The organism is Leifsonia sp. Ger2509, assembly GCF_055231915.1.
Window position 1 is genome coordinate 2,248,845 of record NZ_JBUYVB010000003.1, and the last position, 19,925, is coordinate 2,268,769.

General features: G+C 67.1%; 18 protein-coding genes and 1 tRNA gene. 10 read left to right on the forward strand and 9 right to left on the reverse strand.

Annotation, left to right across the window (positions count from 1 at the left end; all coding sequences use genetic code 11):
• Position 1: 1 nt before the first annotated feature.
• Positions 2–985 (forward strand): electron transfer flavoprotein subunit alpha/FixB family protein, encoded by a 984-nt coding sequence (locus ACV7NN_RS11040; RefSeq protein WP_463349628.1) that lies wholly within the window; start codon positions 2–4, stop codon positions 983–985.
• Between the two features lie 2 nt (positions 986–987).
• Positions 988–2,415 carry a cytochrome b/b6 domain-containing protein gene (locus tag ACV7NN_RS11045; RefSeq protein ID WP_463349629.1) on the forward strand — a complete coding sequence of 476 codons (1,428 nt, stop codon included), beginning with the start codon at positions 988–990 and terminating at the stop codon, positions 2,413–2,415.
• 43 nt (positions 2,416–2,458) lie between these two features.
• Here ACV7NN_RS11045 and ACV7NN_RS11050 read toward each other — a convergent pair whose 3' ends face one another.
• The 6 genes from ACV7NN_RS11050 to ACV7NN_RS11075 all read right to left on the reverse strand — a co-directional run bounded on the left by ACV7NN_RS11050 (position 2,459) and on the right by ACV7NN_RS11075 (position 8,567).
• Positions 2,459–3,235 carry an enoyl-CoA hydratase gene (locus tag ACV7NN_RS11050; RefSeq protein WP_463349630.1) on the reverse strand — a complete coding sequence of 259 codons (777 nt, stop codon included), beginning with the start codon at positions 3,233–3,235 and terminating at the stop codon, positions 2,459–2,461.
• A complete protein-coding gene (gene mmsB, locus ACV7NN_RS11055) occupies positions 3,232–4,146 on the reverse strand; it encodes a 3-hydroxyisobutyrate dehydrogenase (RefSeq protein ID WP_463349631.1) in 915 nt (304 codons plus the stop codon). Before mmsB ends, ACV7NN_RS11050 begins: the two co-directional genes overlap by 4 nt.
• Before the next feature lie 14 nt (positions 4,147–4,160).
• On the reverse strand, positions 4,161–5,207 hold the full coding sequence (locus ACV7NN_RS11060; protein WP_463349632.1) for an enoyl-CoA hydratase/isomerase family protein: 1,047 nt from the start codon (positions 5,205–5,207) through the stop codon (positions 4,161–4,163).
• Between the two features lie 7 nt (positions 5,208–5,214).
• Positions 5,215–6,381, reverse strand: coding sequence for an acyl-CoA dehydrogenase family protein (locus ACV7NN_RS11065; protein WP_463349633.1), 1,167 nt, complete (start codon positions 6,379–6,381; stop codon positions 5,215–5,217).
• A 9-nt stretch (positions 6,382–6,390) separates the two neighbouring features.
• Positions 6,391–7,896, reverse strand: coding sequence for a CoA-acylating methylmalonate-semialdehyde dehydrogenase (locus tag ACV7NN_RS11070; protein WP_463349634.1), 1,506 nt, complete (start codon positions 7,894–7,896; stop codon positions 6,391–6,393).
• A 134-nt stretch (positions 7,897–8,030) separates the two neighbouring features.
• Positions 8,031–8,567, reverse strand: a complete 537-nt coding sequence (locus ACV7NN_RS11075; RefSeq protein WP_463349635.1) for a MarR family winged helix-turn-helix transcriptional regulator — start codon at positions 8,565–8,567, stop codon at positions 8,031–8,033.
• A 421-nt stretch (positions 8,568–8,988) separates the two neighbouring features.
• Here ACV7NN_RS11075 and ACV7NN_RS11080 point away from each other — a divergent pair, with 421 nt between their 5' ends.
• Positions 8,989–9,408 (forward strand): hypothetical protein, encoded by a 420-nt coding sequence (locus tag ACV7NN_RS11080; protein WP_463349636.1) that lies wholly within the window; start codon positions 8,989–8,991, stop codon positions 9,406–9,408.
• 302 nt (positions 9,409–9,710) lie between these two features.
• Here ACV7NN_RS11080 and ACV7NN_RS11085 read toward each other — a convergent pair.
• Positions 9,711–9,794, reverse strand: a tRNA-Leu gene (locus tag ACV7NN_RS11085).
• A 257-nt stretch (positions 9,795–10,051) separates the two neighbouring features.
• Between ACV7NN_RS11085 and ACV7NN_RS11090 the strand changes: the two genes are divergently transcribed.
• The 7 genes from ACV7NN_RS11090 (at position 10,052) to pknB (ending at position 18,918) form a co-directional block, all read left to right on the forward strand.
• Positions 10,052–10,798 carry an FhaA domain-containing protein gene (locus ACV7NN_RS11090; RefSeq protein ID WP_463349637.1) on the forward strand — a complete coding sequence of 249 codons (747 nt, stop codon included), beginning with the start codon at positions 10,052–10,054 and terminating at the stop codon, positions 10,796–10,798.
• Positions 10,795–11,373, forward strand: a complete 579-nt coding sequence (locus ACV7NN_RS11095; RefSeq protein WP_463349638.1) for an FHA domain-containing protein FhaB/FipA — start codon at positions 10,795–10,797, stop codon at positions 11,371–11,373. Before ACV7NN_RS11090 ends, ACV7NN_RS11095 begins: the two co-directional genes overlap by 4 nt.
• A gap of 3 nt (positions 11,374–11,376) precedes the next feature.
• Positions 11,377–12,627: a PP2C family protein-serine/threonine phosphatase gene (locus tag ACV7NN_RS11100; RefSeq protein ID WP_463349639.1), complete on the forward strand. Its 1,251-nt coding sequence runs from the start codon at positions 11,377–11,379 to the stop codon at positions 12,625–12,627.
• A 64-nt stretch (positions 12,628–12,691) separates the two neighbouring features.
• The gene (locus tag ACV7NN_RS11105) at positions 12,692–14,017 is read left to right on the forward strand and encodes an FtsW/RodA/SpoVE family cell cycle protein (RefSeq protein WP_463351279.1); all 1,326 of its coding nucleotides are present in this window, start codon (positions 12,692–12,694) and stop codon (positions 14,015–14,017) included.
• Positions 14,017–15,471 (forward strand): peptidoglycan D,D-transpeptidase FtsI family protein, encoded by a 1,455-nt coding sequence (locus tag ACV7NN_RS11110; protein WP_463349640.1) that lies wholly within the window; start codon positions 14,017–14,019, stop codon positions 15,469–15,471. The genes ACV7NN_RS11105 and ACV7NN_RS11110 overlap by 1 nt, the downstream gene beginning before the upstream one ends.
• Positions 15,468–17,165, forward strand: coding sequence for a protein kinase domain-containing protein (locus ACV7NN_RS11115; RefSeq protein ID WP_463349641.1), 1,698 nt, complete (start codon positions 15,468–15,470; stop codon positions 17,163–17,165). The genes ACV7NN_RS11110 and ACV7NN_RS11115 overlap by 4 nt, the downstream gene beginning before the upstream one ends.
• 61 nt (positions 17,166–17,226) lie before the next feature.
• Complete coding sequence (gene pknB, locus ACV7NN_RS11120) at positions 17,227–18,918, forward strand: Stk1 family PASTA domain-containing Ser/Thr kinase (RefSeq protein WP_463349642.1); 1,692 nt, start codon at positions 17,227–17,229, stop codon at positions 18,916–18,918.
• Positions 18,919–19,129: 211 nt separating this feature from the next.
• Here the strand turns inward: pknB and ACV7NN_RS11125 are convergent, their stop codons facing one another.
• Positions 19,130–19,768: an anthranilate synthase component II gene (locus ACV7NN_RS11125; protein ID WP_463349643.1), complete on the reverse strand. Its 639-nt coding sequence runs from the start codon at positions 19,766–19,768 to the stop codon at positions 19,130–19,132.
• Positions 19,765–19,923, reverse strand: a complete 159-nt coding sequence (locus ACV7NN_RS11130) for a hypothetical protein (protein ID WP_463349644.1) — start codon at positions 19,921–19,923, stop codon at positions 19,765–19,767. Before ACV7NN_RS11130 ends, ACV7NN_RS11125 begins: the two co-directional genes overlap by 4 nt.
• Positions 19,924–19,925 lie beyond the last annotated feature (2 nt).

Genomic DNA, 19,925 nt, shown 5'->3' on the forward strand with positions numbered 1-19,925 from the left:
GATGCCGGATTTCACCGACGCAGTCCTGGTGCTCGTCGAAACGGGTCCTGACGGTTCCGTACAGAAGAGCGCGGCGGCCCTGCTGGGCGCAGCCTCGATCATCGGTACGCCGGTCGCCCTCGTGGTGACCTCATCCGAATCCGCGTCCGCCGCTGCGGAGACCGCGGCCGGGCTCGGCGCGGCCGCCGTCTGCGTGGTCGAGTCGCCGGATGCCCTCCGCCAGGCCGTGCTGCCCGTCGCAGATGCGGTGGCTGCCGCTGTCACGAGCCTGTCCCCGGTCGCCGTCCTCATCTCGAACTCCGTGGAGGGCCGTGAGGTCGCCGGCCGTGTGAGCGCCCGCCTCGGGCTCGCCGTCGCGGTCGACGCGATCGGAGTCTCCCGTGACGAGGAGGGCATCGTCGCCTCGCACTCGGTCTACGGGGGGAGCTACAACGTCGACTCGGCGGCCACCAACGATGCCCTGATCATCACCCTCCGGCAGGGCTCCGTCGACACGCGCGCCGAGAGCAAGCCCCTCGAGCGGATCGAACTGGATGTGCCGGACTCCGGACGACCGGTAGCCACCGTCACCGGGTTCCGGGCTGCTGGCGGAACATCCAACCGTCCCGAGCTGCAAGGCGCCGCCAGGGTGGTCTCGGGCGGACGCGGCCTGCAGTCGGCCGAGAAGTTCGTGCTCGTCGAACAACTCGCGGATGCCCTGGGGGCCGCAGTGGGCGCATCCCGTGCCGCCGTCGATGCCGGCTACGTGCCGCAATCGCACCAGGTCGGCCAGACCGGCGTCTCGGTATCGCCGCAGCTCTACGTAGCGCTCGGCATCTCGGGCGCGATCCAGCACCGCGCCGGCATGCAGACTGCCAAGACGATCGTTGCGATCAACAAGGATGCGGATGCGCCGATCTTCGAGATCGCCGACTTCGGTGTCGTGGGCGACGTCTTCACCGTCGTGCCGCAGTTGATCGCCAGCCTGGAGAGCCGGAAGGCCTGAGTTTGACGAACCCCGATACCCCTCGCCGCCGCGGACTCCCCCGACGCCCCGGCGAAGACCCGGCACCCGCTGCCGCGTCGTCCTCCGCATCCGCGCCCGCCACTGTGCCGGATGCCGCGCCCGCTCCTGAACCGGCCGCACCGGCCGCGGACGCCGCGAGCGCCGGGAACGCGCAGGCAGAACCGGTCGTGCCTTCGGCAGCCCCTCACCGTCGCTCCGGGCTGCCGCGTCCCGGCAATGCGGGCACCGCAGCGTCTGGCCCGGCATCCGCTGCCGCCACCGCGGCCGCCGCCCCGGCACCTGCTGCCGATCCAGCACAACCCACGACAGCACCGCCGAAATCCGCACCGTCCGCGGCGACACACCCGGCACGACGCACCGGTCTCGGTCACCCGACGCCTGGGGGCACCCCCACCGAAACCTCTCGCGCCCATACCCCGGCCGCGCCCCCGGCCCGCGCACCCTCGGCGCCACCCCACGCCACGCATCAGCATCCGGTACCCACCGCGCAGGCCCGCACGCTTCGGGCCTCTCGCACCCGCCGCTACATCCTGCTCGGCGTCGGCCTCGTCGTCCTGGCCGGCCTGATCGTCCTCCTCGCGCGCTGGCTCGTCTCCCTCGACGGAGTGCAGAACTTCCTGAAGACCTACCCCGGGCAGACCCCGCTGCCCGAGGCGGCGCCGGTCGGCATCCCGGCCTGGCTGGGGTGGCAGCACTTCCTCAACTTCTTCTTCCTGGTGCTGATCATCCGGTCGGGCTGGCTCGTGCGCACCACGAAGCGACCGGCTGCGTCGTGGATCCGCAATAATCAGGGGATCATCAAGACCAAGAACCCACCGAAGCGGATCAGCCTCGACCTCTGGTTCCACCTGACCATCGACGCCCTCTGGTTCGCCAACGGCGTGATCTTCGTCGTGCTGCTTTTCACGACCGGCCAATGGATGCGCGTGGTGCCGACCAGCTGGGAGGTCATCCCGAACGCGCTGTCCGCCACTCTGCAGTACGCGTCGCTGGACTGGCCGACCGAGGACGGCTGGGTCAACTACAACAGCCTGCAGCTGCTCGCCTATTTCGTCACGATCTTCATCGCCGCTCCGCTGGCCGCGATCACGGGCATCCGGATGTCCGGCGCGTGGCCGCGCCGCGCACCCCGCCTGAACAAGGCCTACCCGATCGAACTGGCCCGCGCGGTGCACTACCCCGTCATGCTCTACTTCGTCCTTTTCATCATCGTGCACGTCACGCTCGTGCTCGCGACGGGGGCGCTGCGCAACCTCAACCACATGTACGGCGGGCAGGATGCGGTGAACTGGGTCGGCTTCGTCATCTTCGCTGTCTCCCTGCTCGTCACCGCCGGCGCCGTTCTGGCAGCGAGACCGATCATCCTGGCACCGATCGCCGGCCTGACGGGCAAGGTGGGGCGGACGTAAGACGCCGAAGCCCGGACGCGGGCGACGGGATGCGGATGCGCGTTCAACCGTTGACGAAGACCGGATCCCGCTTCTCGATGAAGGCCGCCATGCCTTCCTTCTGGTCCGCGAGCGCGAACATGGCCTGGAACGTACGGCGTTCGAAACGCACGCCCTCGGCAAGGGTCGTCTCGAACGCGACGTTCACCGCCTCCTTGGCGGCATAGGCCGCAGGCAGCGACTTCGCGGCGATCAGCTCGGCCGCAGCGAGCGCCGTGTCGAGCAGCTCGGATGCGGGGATCACGCGCGCGACGAGACCCGAGCGCTCGGCCTCCTCCGCCGCCATGGTGCGGCCGGTGAGGATGAGGTCCATCGCTTTCGCCTTGCCCACCGCGCGGGTCAGAAGCTGGGTGCCGCCCATCCCGGGAATGACACCCAGGTTGATCTCGGGCTGCCCGAACTTCGCCGTGTCGGCTGCGAAGATCGTGTCGCACATCATCGCGAGTTCGCATCCGCCACCCAGTGCGTAGCCGGCGACGGCGGCGATGGTGGGGGTCCGGAGCTGCCTGAACGCCGCCCAGCCGGCGAAGAGACCGTCCAGGTACGCATCCCGGTAGCTGAGCTCGGCCATCTCCTTGATGTCCGCACCCGCGGCGAAGGCCCGCTCCGAGCCCGTGACGACGATCGCGCCGATCTGCCTGTCGTCGTCGAATTCCGTCGTCGCGGCGACGACTTCTTCCATCACCCTCGTGGTGAGCGCGTTCATGGCCTGCGGGCGGTTGAGGGTGATCACTCCCACCCGTCCGCGGCGTTCGACGAGGATCGTCTCGTATTCGGTCATGCGGGGGCGCCTCCTGTGCTGGATTCCCTGATCGCTTCGATGATGCCGGAGAAGTCGCGTCCTGCCCCGACGCCGGCGGCGAAACGCTGGTAGATCTCGCCGGCGAGCAGCCCCAGTTCGGCATCGACACCGGTGGATGCGATCGCCCGCGCTGCAAGGCCCAGGTCCTTGGCCATTAGCGCTCCCGCGAATCCCGGCTGGTAGTCCCGGTTCGCCGGACTCGTCGGAACCGGTCCGGGAACCGGGCAATTGGTCGTCAGCGCCCAGCACTGTCCGGATGCGTTCGACGCCACATCGAAGAGCGCCTGGTTGCTGAGACCCAGCTTCTCGCCGAGCACGAAAGCCTCGCTGACGGCGATCATCGAGATTCCGAGGATCATGTTGTTGCACACTTTCGCGGCCTGCCCGAGCCCGGGTTCGCCGCAGTGGACGATCCGTTTCCCCATCGTTGCGAGGATCGGCTCGGCGACCGCGAAGTCGTCGTCGGTGCCCCCGACCATGAACGCGAGCGTGCCCGCCACCGCTCCGACCACCCCGCCCGAAACGGGCGCGTCCATGGCGCGATGGCCCGCCGCCACGGCGAGGTCGTGGGCAGTCCGCGCGTCCTCGACGGCGATGGTCGACGAATCGATGAAGAGAGTGTTCGGTCGTGCCGTTTCGAGCAGGCCCGGTGCATCCGGTCCGCCTCGATACGCGGCGATCACGTGCCTGCCCTCCGGAAGCATGGTGATGACGACATCCGCCTGCTCCACCGCCTCGGCCGACGAACCGGCGATCGTTACGCCGGCTTCAGCGGCGGCGGCGTTGGCCGACTCGACGAGGTCGTAGGCGAGCACGTCGTGTCCGGCTGCGACGAGGTTCGCTGCCATCGGGCCACCCATGTGGCCGAGGCCGATGAATGCGATCTGCATGTGACTCTCCTTCGTCAGTGTTGTTCGGCGTCTTCGCCGAAGTAGGCGTCGACCTGCTCGCGCGTCACCTCGGCCGTCGTCGGCGGCCGCCACGCCGGTGTGCGGTCCTTGTCGATCACCTGGGCCCGCACACCCTCGGCGAAGTCGGGGGTTCGCAGGGCATGCGAGGAGACGCGGTATTCCTGCGCAAGCGCCGCCTCGAGGTCGGGTAGCTGCCGGGCGCGACGCAGCGACTCGAGGGCCACCGCGACCGCCACAGGGGATTTCTCTTCGATGGTGTCGGCCGTCTGGACGGCCGGTTCCGGCCCCGACCGGAGGGCAGCCAGGATCTCAGGAACAGTGTCCGCCGAGAAGGCCGCGTCGATCCAGAAGCGCTCATCCAGGAGTCCGGATGCAGGGGATGCGTCGGCATATCGCGCGAGGACCTCGTCGGGTTCCGCTCGTTCGAGCTCCGCCAGCAGAGCAGGAAGCTGCACGGACGCGACGCAGACATCAGCGAGCCCGATGGCGATCGCATCCGCCGCCCCGATCGAACCGGCGGTGAGTGCGAGGTAGGTTCCGAGTTGGCCCGGCGCGCGCGAGAGAAGCCAGGTTGCGCCGATGTCGGGCACGAAGCCGATGCCGGTCTCGGGCAGTCCGAGTCTGGACCGTTCCGTGACGACGCGATGCGACCCATGGGCGGACAGTCCGATGCCTCCACCCAGCACCAGCCCATCCATGATCGCGACGTACGGCTTGGGATACCGGGCGATGTACGCGTTGAGCGAGTATTCATCCCGCCAGAACGCAAGCGACGCACGCCCGTCACCGGTCGTGGCATCCCGATACAGCGAGACGATGTCGCCGCCGGCGCAGAGGCCCCGCTCCCCGTTTCCCGTGAGCACGACCGCGCGAACCGCGGGGTCACCCGCCCAGGTCTCGAGCTGCGCGCGAATCAGGCCGATCATCGCGTGGGTGAGCGCGTTGATCGCGCGCGGCCGGTTCAACGTGATGAACCCGGCGCGGCCTCTGACCTCGAAGAGCACCTCCGGCTCGTCGACGGCAGACTCGACGGCGCTCATGCGGTGCTCATGCCGCGTTCAGGATCGCTCGTCCGATGATGAGGTCCATGATCTCGTTCGACCCTTCCAGGATCTGGTGCACCCGCAGGTCGCGAACCACCTTCTCAATACCGTAGTCCGCGAGGTAGCCGTAGCCTCCGTGGAGTTGGAGGGCATCGTTCGCGACCTGGAAACCCGCGTCGGTCGCCGCCTTCTTCGCCATCGCGCAGAGCTCCACGGCATCCGGGGCCCCCACATCCAGCGCGTGGGCCGCCCGTCGGACCAGTCCCCGGGCCGCCTCCAACTGGATGCGCATCTCGGCCAGGCGAAAGACGAGCGCCTGCTGCTCCGCGAGCGGACGACCGAACGCGACCCGCTGCTTCAGGTATGCCGCCGCTTTGTCGAAAGCCCACTGGCCGCCGCCGAGTGAGCAGGCGCCGATGCTGATCCGGCCGCCGTTGAGGCCCTTCATCGCGATCGTGAAACCGTCGCCTTCCTTCCCGAGGAGGTTCGAACGCGGCACGCGCACGTCGTCGAAGCTCACCGACCGCGTCGGCTGGGCGTTCCAGCCCATCTTCTTCTCGTTCGCTCCGAAGCCGAGGCCGGGCGCATCCTCGGGCACGACGATGGCGCTGATCCCCGAGGCGCCAGGGCCACCGGTGCGCGCCATGACGACGTAGACCCCGGACGAGCCGGCGCCCGACGTGAACAGCTTCTCGCCGTTCAGCACGTAGTCGTCGCCGTCGACGACGGCCGTCGTGCGGAGGGACGCGGCATCCGACCCGGCTTCGGCCTCGGTCAGGCAGTAGCTGCCGCGCAGCGTGAATGAGGCGAGCTGCGGCACCCATCGGTTCCGGAGGTCCTGGCTCCCGAAGGTGTCGATCATCCACCCGACCATGTTGTGGATGGAGATGTACGCGGCGATGGTCGGGTCGCCTTTCGCGAGCTCCTCGAAGATCAGCACCGCATCCGACCGGGTGAGCCCTGAGCCGCCGACATCCTCGTTCAGGTAGACGCCTCCGAGGCCGAGCTCGCCGGCCTGCTCGAGCAGGTCGATCGGAAAATGCTTCGCCTGGTCCCATTCGATGGCGTGCGGCGCGATGGCCGTCTGGGTGAAGTCGCGCACCGCCTCGACCAGGTCGCGCTGGTCGTCGGTGAGGTCGTACTGCGTCGCACGTTCTGCGAGCACTGTCATGATCGCTCCTTACGCCTCGTGCATGGTGGGGATGACGAAGCTCGCGCCTTCCTTGATGCCGGATGGCCAGCGCGAGGTGACGGTCTTGGTCTTCGTATAGAAGCGGAACGCGTCGGGCCCGTGCTGGTTCAGGTCGCCGAATCCGGACTTCTTCCAGCCACCGAACGTGTGGTACGCGATCGGCACCGGGATGGGCACGTTGACCCCGACCATGCCGACGTTCACACGAGCGGCGAAGTCGCGGGCCGTGTCGCCGTCGCGCGTGAAGATGGAGACACCGTTGCCGAACTCGTGCTTGCTCGGAAGCGCAAGCGCCTCCTCATAGTCGGCAGCTCGAGCGATGATCAGCACGGGGCCGAAGATCTCCTCGCGGTAGATCGTCATGTCGGGGGTGACCCGGTCGAACAGTGTCGGTCCGAGATAGAAGCCGTCCTCGTAGCCGTCGAGAACGAAGCCGCGGCCATCCGCGAGGAGCTCGGCGCCCTCGTCGATGCCGGTCTGGATGTAGTTCGTGACGCGCTCCACGGCGGCCTGGTTCACGAGCGGACCGTAGTCGGCCGTCTCGTCGAGGGATGCGCCGACCTTCAGCGCTTTCACGCGCTCCGTGAGCTTCGCGGCAAGGGCGTCCGCTGTCGCCTCACCCACCGGCACCGCCACCGAGATCGCCATGCAGCGCTCGCCCGCGGACCCATATCCCGAACCGATGAGCGCGTCGGCGACCTGGTCGAGGTCGGCGTCGGGCATCACGATCAGATGGTTCTTAGCACCGCCGAAGCACTGCGCCCGCTTGCCGTTGGCCGCTGCGGTCGCATAGATGTACTGGGCGATGGGAGTCGAGCCGACGAAGCCGACCGCCTTCACCCGGTCGTCGTGAAGGATGGCGTCGACCGCCTCCTTGTCGCCGTTGACCACGTTCAGCACGCCGGCGGGCAGGCCGGCCTCGAGGAACAGCTCGGCGATCCGTAGCGGAACGCTCGGGTCGCGCTCGGACGGCTTCAGGATGAAGGCGTTGCCGGCGGCGAGCGCGGGCCCCATCTTCCAGAGCGGGATCATCGCAGGGAAGTTGAACGGGGTGATCCCGGCGACGACGCCGAGCGGCTGCCGCATCGAGTAGACGTCGATGTCCGTCCCTGCACCGGTCGTGTACTCCCCCTTCAGGAGGTGAGGTGCGCCGGCGGCGAACTCGATCACCTCGACGCCGCGCTGGATGTCGCCCTTCGCATCCGCCACGGTCTTGCCGTGCTCGGAGGCGAGCAGCCGTGCCAGCGACTCCATGTCCCGCGCGACGAGGTCGAGGAACTTCAGGAGGACGCGGGCACGCCGTTGCGGATTCCAGGCGCCCCATTCGAGCTGCGCTTGCTCGGCGTTGGCGACCGCTGCTTCGACCTCAGCAGTGGAGGCGAGCGGCACGCGCGATTGGACGCGCCCCGTCGCGGGTTCGAAGACGTCGGCGAACCTGCCGGACGTGCCCTGGACGTGCTGTCCGCCGATGAAATGGGTTAGTTCCCGAACCATTGAAAGCCCTTTGCTCAGTCCCCCGAGGCACGCGTCGTCGCGTCCTCCAGCGAATATACAAGGAGCCTCAGCTATTTACTAGGGATATCAAGTAAATGCTCGGAGGTTCTACAGTTTCGGACGCGGCCGGGTTCCTACAGCGGGTCAGGGAGCGTGGGCGGGTCTTCGAAATCCCCCGCCAGCCTGCGGAACTTCGCCAGCACGCTGACGAGGGACGTCAGCTCCTCGACCGGCAGACCGGGCTGCGTGAACACGTCCGTGTTGAGGGCTTCCGTCGCTGCCTCGAGTACCTGGCGCCCCTCGGGCGTCAGCTCGATCATCGTCGCGCGTCCGTCAGTCGGATGCGCGACGCGCTTCACCAGACCATCCCGCTCGAGTCGATCGGCCGTGTTCGTGATGCTGGTCGGATGCACCTGGAGCCGCGCGGTCGCGCTCGACATGGGGAGCACCCCGCCCTTGGTGAAACCGAGCAACCTCAGCATCTCGAACCGCGCGAACGAAAGCCCGAACGGCTTGAGCGTCGCTTCGACCCGGGCGAGCATGATCTGCTGCACGCGCATGATGGAGGTGACGGCCGCCATGCCGTTCGCCGCGTCATCCCAGCCGTGGCCGAGCCACTGCCGCTTCGCTTCGGCGATCGGGTCGATCGGAAGCGGCGAATGGGCTGGCACCACGTCATCCTTTCGGCGGAGGGTTCTATTTCATCGCAGTGTACCGGGGAGCCGCGATCGCACGGCGGTGGCTCATTCCGGTTTACCGCGGAGGTCGTTTCCGGGCCGTGCTCACTCCGATGCCTCCACCAAGGGCGACGAAGCCCACGATCGATGCGGCAGTGAAGTAGTTCGACGCCAAATTTGGTTGATCCATCAAGAGCGGCAATCCCAAGACGACAAGGGTGAGCGCGCACCCCACGAGCATCCCAATCAATAGGAGGATCAGTCGTTCGTACGGGGACATCATGCTCCTTCTCGCCGAAATGGTTAAACACCTAGAGCGTTTATACCTCAGATCGAATATTGACCTAGCTGCGCGAACTCGACGGGACATCCGAGTCGGCTGGACCTCGGTAGCCACGCGACCTACGCTGACGGAATGGCGAACGGCGCGGTAATGAAGGGCGTCGAGATCGGGCTCGAACCGGATGCAGAGGAGCCACGTCGCGTCGTCTTCCGTTTCACCGGTCCCCGCGTCGCCTATGAGGTGAGTTCGTTCGTCAGCTTCAGTGGCGGCAACGCCGACCTCGGCAATCCGCGTCGTGAGGTCTCCCCCGGTGATCCGCCCGTCACCGTCGAGTTGCCTCGATCGGCCGCCGGCATCGACCATGTCGGCGTGATGTGGACGGAGCGGTCGGTGATCGGGCGCCGGTTTCGGGCGGCTCGCATCCGGCTTGGCGAGGCCCACAGCGCTGAGGAGTGGCGCATCGTTCCGGTGATCGGGGTGTTCGCGCCGAACGCGGGCCACTGGGTTTCGAGGAGCGTCGGTCCCCTGGACGGAGAGCACTCCAGTACCTAAGTCGCAAAGACCCGGTCCGACATCTCATCGAACCGGGTCTTTTTCGTTCAGTACCCTCGTTTGCGGCCACGGGCGAGCTTCGGTCAGGATCCCCCGACGACGGTGACTTCCCAGTCGCAGGATCGGTGGACGCCTGGAAGAAGGGCCAATCTTCGTCTATGCGCCTCACTCGATCGAGGCCCACCTCCGCCGCCACGAAATGGCGAAGGGCCGATTCGACATTTCTGTCGAACCGGCCCTTTTTCGTTCGCTCCCGCGTCTTTCATTGAAGCCCTTCCGGGGTTTTCATGAATGACCCGCTGTGCGCGAGGGGGGACTTGAACCCCCACGCCCTTTCGAGCACTGGCACCTGAAGCCAGCGCGTCTGCCAATTCCGCCACTCGCGCGAACTTAGAGAGATTAGCATGTCCAGCCGCACATCCTGAAGTCGAGCGCCCCTGACGGCCCGCATCCATCCCGCCGCCGCCGCGAAAGTTGCGGGAAGTACCCTAACCGGCCTCCAAAACCCACTTCGCACCTCTCGCCGCGAGACGCCGCCTCAGCCGCACGGATGATATTCAGCCAAGTAAGAGAGGTACAGAAGCGGTCTCCCATGCGAGCCGACTAACATTCTCATAGTCACACGAGCCGGAGCGGGAGACCTGTGGGCATACTGGACAACTTCGAGAAGGGTCTCGAGCGCGCCGTCAACGGCGCTTTCGCCAAGACCTTCCGGTCGGGGCTGCAACCGGTCGAACTCACGAGCGCACTCCGCCGCGAACTCGACACGAAAGCCGCGATCGTCACACGCGACCGCATTCTCGCGCCCAATCGCTTCGTCATGCGCATGTCGACGAGCGACTACAACCGGATGCGCTCCATGGGTCCGACCCTCACCGACGAGCTCGTCTCGTACGTCCAGCAGTACGCGGCCGGCCAGCACTACCAGTTCGCTGGGGGCCTTTCGGTGGATCTGGTCGAGGACCCGTCGCTGACCGAGGGCATCCTCAACGTCGAGTCCGAGAACGTGAAGAGCGACATCGCCTGGACCCCGGTGCTCGACATCGGCGGCAAGCGCTACCCGATCGAGAAGGCGCACACCGTCATCGGCCGCGGCAGCGATGCGGACATCACGGTGGATGACACGGGCATCTCGCGCAAGCACGTGCAGATCACCTGGGATGGCCACCGCGCCCAGGTGCAGGACCTGGGTTCGACGAACGGTTCCCAGCTGAACGGCCAGCCGGTCACGAAAGCCCTGCTCGACCCGGATTCGGTGATCAGCATCGGACGCACCCGCATCATCTTCCGCGTGCTCCCCCAGGCCACCCACATCGACTCCTTCACCCCCGACCACATCGATGACGCCACCCGGCGGCACGACATCGGCGGGTTCTGGAGCAAACCGTGAACCCGAGTGAGCTGACCCTCCTCGTCCTGCGGTTCGGCTTCCTCCTGCTGCTGTGGCTGTTCGTGTTCGGCATCGTCTACGCCCTGCGCAGTGACCTGTTCGGCCAGCGCGTGCGCAAGCTGCAACCGGATGCGGCGCAGAGCCCGCCCCCGTCACCGAGTCCGGCCCCGTTCCTCGCGACCCCGACCTCCGGAGCCACCGCTCCCACGATGCAGCCGCCGCCGGCGTCATCCCTGCCCACCGGCGCGAACACCGTCGCCGCCAAGCCGAAGGCGACCATCCTCACCGCCGGCCGCCTCACCATCACCTCCGGTCCGAAGCAGGGCACGGAGCTCGCGCTCGGCCGCGAACCGCTGACCATCGGCCGTTCCAGCGAGTCGGGGCTCGTCATCCGCGACGACTACACCTCGACCCACCACGCCCGACTGCTGCTGTGGAACGACGAGTGGATGATCCAGGACCTCGATTCCACGAACGGCACCTTCCTCGACGGCAAGCGCGTCACCGTCCCGACCCAGGTCCCCCTGAACACCCCGATCAAGATCGGCACGACGACGTTCGAGCTGCGGCGGTAGCGCGTGGCGTCCGCTAACCGAGCCGTCGCTGTTTCGCACGTCGGCAAGATCCGCTCCAACAACCAGGACTCCGCCTATGCCGGGCATGACCTGTTCGTGGTCGCCGACGGGATGGGCGGTCACGCGGGCGGTGATGTCGCCTCCGCGATCGCCGTGAACCGCATCCGCGAGGCCGACAAGGAGTACGCGACGGCCTCGGAGGCCGAATTCGCGTTGCAGTCGGCGCTGATCGCGGCCAACTCGCTGCTGACGGAGACGGTGTTCGAGCATCCGGAACTGACGGGGATGGGCACCACCGTGAGCGCGATGGTCCGGGTCGGCGACCAGTTGGCCATCGCCCACATCGGCGACTCGCGCATCTACCGGTTCCGCGACGGCGAGCTGAAGCAGGTGTCGATCGACCACACGTTCGTGCAGCGCCTCGTCGACAGCGGGCGCATCACCGAAGAGGAGGCGATGGTCCACCCGCGCCGTTCGGTGCTGATGCGTGTTCTCGGCGACGTCGACGCCTCCCCCGAGATCGATACCTGGATCCTCGACACCCAGCCGGGCGACCGCTGGCTTATCTGCTCGGATGGCCTGAGCGGCGTGGTCAAGCACGACGACATGCGGGCGGCGCTCGCGATGCACGAGGGTCCGAAGGCGGTCGCCGACAGGCTGCTGAAGCAGAGTCTGGATGCGGGCGCCCCCGACAACGTCACCATCGTCATCCTTGACATCGCCGACACCGGGCGCGGCGAGACCGTCAAGGAGCCGGTCACGGTCGGGTCCGCATCCGCCCCCCTCGCCTTCACCACGGACCTCAAGCCGGTTCGTGCGAACCGGATGCCCACCCTGCGCCTGCACCCCGTGCGCCCCGCGACCGGCCCGACCCACTTCGAACCGCAGTCCGAGGATTACCTCGACGAACTGATCGAAGAGGATGAGCGGCGCGTCCGCCGCCGCCGGCTCACCTGGCTGATCGGCGTCATCGCCCTCGTCGTCGCGATCGCACTCGCCGTGCTGTTCGGCTACCAATGGACCCAGTCGCGCTACTACGTCGGAGCCTCGCCCAGCGGAAAAGTCGCCGTCTACGAGGGCGTGCAGCAGAGCCTCGGTCCGATCGCGCTCTCGCACATCTACGAGGAGTCAGGCACGAGCGTGAAGAGCCTTCCCGAATACGACCAGCAACTCGTCGAGCAGACCATCAACGCGGACACACTGAGTTCGGCCAGGCAGATCGTGGAACAGTTGACCGATGCCAGCAAACAGTAACCCGGCCGGCCTCGTGGACTCGCCGCGCCCTGCGACGAGTCCGGTGTCGATCAAACGGCTGCGGATGCCCGCCAAGCTCCGCAACCTCGAACTGGCCCTGCTCATCGTCGCGTGCGCGATCAACTCGGCCGCCGTGTGCCTCGTTCAGCTGGGCGCGCTCGGCCATCTGGACCTCACTCTCCTCTATCTCGGTCTGGGCCTGTCGATCCTGGTGTTCGGGATGCACATCGCGATGCGGTTCGTCGCGCCCCAGGCAGACCCGTTCCTCCTCCCGATCGCGACGGTGCTCAACGGGCTCGGCATCGCGATGATCTACCGCATCGACATCCACTTCGGGGACGCCGGCTGGAACAGTGCCGGGGTGCGCCAGATCGTGTGGAGCGCGATCGCGATCATCTGTGCGATCGGCGTCGTGCTGGTCATCCGCAACTACCGCATCCTGCAGCGCTACACCTACATCTTCGGTTTCGTCGCTCTCGCACTGCTGCTGCTGCCGATGCTCCCGGGCATCGGGCGCGAGATCTACGGTGCGCGGGTCTGGATCGGCATCGGACCGTTCAGCTTCCAGCCGGGCGAGCTCGCGAAGATCGCGCTGGCGATCTTCTTCGCCGGCTACCTGGTGCAGCGACGGGACTCGCTCTCGTTCGTCGGCAAGAAATTCCTGGGGATGCGCTTCCCCCGCCTCCGCGACCTCGGCCCGATCCTCATCGTCTGGCTGATGTCGATGGCGGTCATCGTCTTCCAGCGGGACCTCGGGACCGGTTTGCTCTACTTCGGACTGTTCCTCGTCATGCTGTACGTCGCGACGGCGCGGATCAGCTGGGTCGTCATCGGCCTCGGCCTCATCGTCGGGGGCGCGCTGATCGCCAGCCAGGTGCTCACCTACGTGCACGACCGTTTCGAGAACTGGCTGAATCCCTTCGCCGACAAGGTCTACAACGCGAACGGCGGCAGCTACCAGCTGGTGCAGGGGCTCTTCGGGCTCGCACACGGCGGCCTGATCGGCACCGGTCTCGGCCAGGGCCAGCCGTATGTGACACCCGTGTCGCAGAGCGACTACATCATCGCGAGCCTGGGCGAGGAGCTCGGCCTCGCCGGCCTGTTCGCGATCTTCGCCCTCTACCTCCTCTTCGTGGCGCGCGGCTTCCGCATAGGCTTCGCCGGACAGGACGACTTCGGCAAGCTTCTCGCCGTCGGGCTCGCGTTCACCGTCGCCCTGCAGTGCTTCGTCGTCATCGGCGGCGTCACGCGGGTCATCCCGCTGACCGGCCTGACCACCCCGTTCCTCGCAGCCGGAGGTTCCTCGCTCGTGGCCAACTGGATCATCGTCGCCCTGTTATTGCGGGTGTCCGACGCTGTGCGCAACCAGCCGAGGCTGGTGGTGAGCTGATGAACCGTGAGATCAAACGCATCAGCCTGGTCGTGCTCGCCATGTTCATCGCACTGATGGTGTCGACGTCGATCCTGCAGGTGTTCCAGGCGGACTCACTCAGCGCGGATGCGCGCAACAGCCGCACGCTCTACGACAGCTACTCGGCGCAGCGGGGCGCCATCCTGGTCGCGGGGCAGCCGGTCGCGCAGTCGGTTCCGACCAAGGATGTCTACAAGTTCCAGCGGGTGTACAGCAACGGTCCGCTCTATTCGTCGGTCACCGGCTTCTTCCCGCTGGATGGGGCGCCGACCGGACTCGAGGGCGCGCTCAACACCCAGCTGAGCGGCTCATCCAACTCGCAGTTCTTCGACCGGGTGAATGCGATCCTCACCGGCAAGAACCCGCAGGGCGCATCCGTCCAGACGACCATCGATCCGGTCGCCCAGAAGGCCGCATACGACGCCCTCGGCAACTACCAGGGCGCTGTCGTGCTCATGGAGCCGAAGACCGGCAAGATCCTCGCGATGGTGTCCAAGCCCGACTACGACCCGAACGCGCTCGCGGGCCACGACACGGCGAAGGTCGACGCGACGTACAAGGCTCTGCTGGCCGCCCCCGGGGATCCGCTGATCAACCGCACGATCGGCGGCAACCTGAATCCGCCGGGCTCGACGTTCAAGCCGGTGATGAGCTCCGCCGCGTTCGGCACGGGCAAGTACACCAAGGACAGCCAGCTGCCCAACCCGCAGTCGCTGACGCTGCCGGGAACCAGCACGGTCGTCCACAACGACACGTTCACCTCGTGCGGACCCGGCGCGACGGTCTCGATCGCGACCGCGCAGATCCTCTCGTGCAACATCCCCTTCGCGGAGCTCGGCATGCAGCTCGGTGGCGCCACCATCAAGGACCAGGCCGAGAAGTTCGGGTTCAACAAGGAGCTGTCGATCCCGGTCAAGGTCGAGCCGAGCGTCTACCCGACCTACACGGACCCCGCACAGGTCGCGCAGAGCGCCTTCGGCCAGCTCGACGACCGCGCGACCCCGCTGCAGATGGCGATGGTCTCGGCCGGAATCGCGAACGGCGGAGTGGTGATGTACCCGAACATGGTCGACTCGATCCGCTCCGCGAACCTGCAGCCGATCCAGACCTTCACGCCCCAGGTCCTCGACACGGCGACCTCGCCCGAGAACGCAGCGACCATCAAGCAGATGATGGTGGACGGCGTGAATCACGGTGTTGCCACTAATGCAAGAATAGACGGGGTCAGTGTGGGCGGTAAGACCGGTACGGCACAGAACGGCGAGGGCGAGCCGTACACTCTGTGGTTCACGGGGTTCGCGCCGGCTGATAATCCTCAATTCGCTGTGGCGGTTGTTGTTGAAAATGGCGGTGGGCAGGGCCAGAACGGCACCGGCAATTCCATCGCTGCTCCAATTGCGAAGAAAGTACTAGAGGCGGTGCTGAATAAATGAGACCCACAGCAGGGCTCACCTTCGGGGGACGATACGAGCTGCAGTCGCGCATCGCGATCGGCGGCATGGGAGAGGTCTGGCAGGCCACCGACCTCGTCATCGGTCGTACCGTCGCGATCAAGATCCTGAAGGACGAGTACCTGGGTGACCCGGGCTTCCTCGAGCGTTTCCGCGCCGAGGCCCGGCACGCCGCGCTGGTCAACCACGAGGGCATCGCCAACGTCTTCGACTACGGCGAGGAGGAGGGCAGCGCCTACCTCGTGATGGAGCTCGTCCCCGGCGAGGCGCTCTCGACCATCCTCGAACGCGAGCACGTGCTCAGCACCGACAAGGTCCTCGACATCGTGGCGCAGACCGCCGCCGCGCTCCACGCTGCCCACGCAGCAGGCCTCGTGCACCGTGACATCAAGCCGGGCAACCTGCTGATCACTCCGGATGGCCGGGTCAAGATCACGGACTTCGGCATCGCCCGCATCGCCGACCAGGTTCCGCTCACGGCGACCGGCCAGGTCATGGGCACCGTGCAGTACCTCTCGCCGGAACAGGCGAGCGGACACCCCGCGTCCCCGACCACCGACATCTACTCGCTCGGCATCGTCGCCTACGAATGCCTCGCCGGCCGACGGCCGTTCACCGGCGAGTCGCAGGTCGCGATCGCGATGGCCCAGATCAACGAGGCGCCGCCCGAGCTTCCCCTCACCGTCGCTGAGCCCGTCCGCAACCTGGTCTTCGCGTGCATCGCGAAGAACCCGGCCGACCGTCCGGCCTCCGCTGCGCATCTGGCACGGGCCGCGCAGGCGCTGCGCCGGGGGGATGTGCAGGCTGCTGCCGGCTCCGTGCCCGCGATCCTGGGTGGCGCGGCCGCTCTCACCGCTGCCACGACGGTCATGCCGTCGGGCGCCGCCGGTGACACACAGGCGACGACGCTGCTGGCGGCAGCGCCCATCGGTGGCGTCGGACCCGTCGACACCGTTCCCTCGACCACGACGAAGAAGCGCAGCCCGTGGACGTGGCCGCTCATCGCACTCATCGCGCTTCTTGCGGTCGTGCTGATCGGCACGATCATCGCGCTCCTCGCCCAGCCGAAGGGTGCGAGCACTCCGCCGCCCACGACGGCGACCACGACGACAACGCACACCACTCCGCCGCCGACCACACCGTCGCCCAGCCCGTCTCCGACGAGCAACACCGTGGAGATAAACCAGTCCGACTTCCTGGGAAAGACGAGCGCCGAAGCCCGCAGCATGCTGCAGTCGTTCGGCATGGTCGCAGACGTCCAGCCCGGAGCGGCAGCCACGAAGCAGGCCCAGGTCGACACGGTCTACTCGGTGAACCCGACCGGACCGGTTCCCAAGGGAACCACGATCTCGGTCAAGGTCTACGGCCCGGTGACCCCGATCACGACGCCCACCGATATGGTCACCGCGACCCCGCCGTCGCCCTACGTTCTGGGTTCGACTCCTGGCGACAAGATCACCATCAGTTTCGGCTCCGCCAACTGCCCGGCCGGACAGAATCTTGTCGGCCGCCAGCTGTACGTGAACGGACAGGGGCAGCAGCCGGTGAATACGGCCACGACGACCTGGACGCCCACGGCCGCAGGAACCTACCAACTGACGTACACGATCTTCTGTGGAGAGTCGATCGAGTCCAACCAGTCGCCGGCTTCCCCCTATACGGTGACGGGCCCTTAGGAAGCCCTCAGAAAACGACCGGTACACTAACGAAGACCCTGCCCCTGACGAGGAGTTCGCATTGAGCCCAGATAGCCGCCTGCTCGCGGGCAGATATCAGGTGGGCGAGCTCATCGGGCGCGGCGGCATGTCCGATGTGCACCGTGGAACGGACACGCGCCTGGGGCGCACCGTCGCGATCAAGCTGCTCAAGCCGTCGCTCGCAACGGACCCGGCTTTCCGCACGCGCTTCCGCCAGGAGGCGCAGGCCGCGGCGCGCATGGCGCATCCGACGATCGTGCGCGTCTTCGACGCCGGCGAAGAGACCGTGCGGGAGGCCAACGGCCACGAAGCGCAGCTGCCGTTCATCGTCATGGAGTACGTCGATGGCGTGCTCCTCAAAGACCTGATCAAGGCGGGCCCACTGGACGCCGACGAAGCCGTGCGCATCGTCGAAGGCATCCTCACCGCACTCGAGTACTCGCACCGCGCCGGAGTCGTCCACCGCGACATCAAGCCGGGCAACATCATGATCACCAAGGCCGGCCAGGTCAAGGTCATGGACTTCGGCATTGCCCGCGCCATCAGCGACTCGTCGGCGACGGTCGCACAGACCACCGCGATCCTCGGCACCGCCAGCTATTTCTCGCCGGAGCAGGCCAAGGGCGAGTCGGTGGATGCGCGCACCGACCTCTACTCCACCGGCGTCGTGTTCTTCGAGATGCTCACCGGCCGCGCGCCGTTCCGCGGCGACACCCCGGTGGCCGTCGCATACCAGCACGTCAGCGAGACCCCGGTCGCACCGAGTTCGATCAACCCCAAGGTCTCGCCCGCGCTCGACGTCGTCGTGCTCCACGCTCTGTCGAAGGACCGCTTCGAGCGGTACCAGACGGCGGCGGAGTTCCGGGCCGATGTGGAGACCGCCGGAGCAGGCCACGTTCCGATCCACAAAGAGGTCGACCCTCTCTCCGAGACGCTGTTCGGCGCACCGCCGAGTGTCATCTCGGGACCAGAGGCCGCTTTCCGCCAGCTCGCCGAAGACCAGTCGATGGTCCGCACGCAACGGCGCCCACCGGTCATCTGGATCTGGGCGGGCATCGCCGTGATGGCGGTCGTCGTGGTCGCGGTGCTCGCTTGGGTGCTTCGGCTCACTCCGACGAACGAGCTTCCCGCCACGTCTCGCGCGGTCCCGAACCTCGCCGGGCAGACGATCGACCAGGCAACTGCGGAGCTCGAGAAGGACAAGCTCAAGTGGACGCAGGCCCAGGAGTCGAGCGCGACCTACCCGGAGGGCCAGGTGGTGCGCACCGATCCGGCCGCGGGCATCATCGTGTCCACGGGCGACACCGTGACCGTCTTCGTCTCGACCGGTAAGAAGTCTGTCGCGGTGCCGGATGTGCACAACATGACGGAGACGAACGCCAAGGCCGCTCTCACGGCGGCCGGCTTCACGCTCGGCCCGGTCACCACCCAGAATTCACCGAACGTCGCCGCGAACATCGTCATCTCGACCGATCCAGCCGCGAACGCGACCGCACACGAAGGCGACCCGATCGGCCTGACCGTGTCGAGCGGAAAAGTGACACTGACAGATCTCGTCGGTCAGTCGGTGCAGGCGGCCACGGGCATCCTCGCGCAGCTCCAGCTGACGGCTAATCCGCAGCCCGACTCGAGTTGTCCGACCGAGCAGGGCACGCTGGTGCACAGCCAGTCGCTGCCCCCGGGCGATGTGCCCCAGGGGTCGACGGTCACCATCACCTACTGCACCGGCTGACATTCGCGCCACGAGCGCACGCGTTTGTCGCGAGCGCACGCGTACCCCGCCATGCGGTCGCCCGCCCGAGAGTGACACTTCCGGTCGAGGGCGACACGTATGCCGGTCACCCTCGACCGGAAAAGTCACACTCGGGATCCGGACATCCGGACATCCGGGAGCAGCACGGACTCCTGGCGGCGCCCCGCGCCCGCGCCCGCCCGCTAGGCCGCTAGGCCAGCTTCACGAGCGGGTTCAGGTCGCGAGACGTCTCTTTGGCCCCGGCGAGACCAGCCGCCTCGAGCCAGTTGCCGAGCATGCGGTAGCCGCCTTCGGTCAGCACCGACTCGGGGTGGAACTGCACACCGTAGATCGGCGCCGTGCGGTGACGAAGCCCCATGATCACGCCGCCGGCCGTGCGCGCCGTCACGACGAGGTCGTCGGGGACGGTGCCGTCGACGACGGCGAGCGAGTGGTAGCGCGTCGCCGTGAACGGCTGGCCGACACCCTCATAGAAGTCGCTGTCGTCGTGTGTGACAAGGGAGGTCTTGCCGTGCATGAGGTCTTCGGCATTGGTGACCACCGCGCCGAACGCCTCAGCGATCGCCTGGTGACCTAGACAGACGCCCAGGAGAGGCTGTCCGGTGCGAAGCACTTCGCGCACCGTGGCGATGGAGACCCCGGCGTCAGCGGGCTTACCGGGCCCGGGCGAAATGAGCACCGCGTCGTATTCGGCCAGTCGCGCCGGCACGTCGGCCTCGCTGAAGTCGTCGTTGCGCACGACGGTCGTCTCGGCACCGAGCTCCCGCAGGTAGCCGTTCAGCGTGTAGACGAAGCTGTCGTAGTTGTCGATGACGAGTACACGGGTCACGTTCCCACGGTTCCTTCCTGGTCGCCCAGCAGTGCATCGACCCACGGAAAGACCCATGTGACGAGAACGAAGAGAATGATCGCGATCAGGACGATCAGGATCAGGATGCGCACCCACACCGGTCCGGGGAGCACGCGCCACAGCGCTGCATACATTC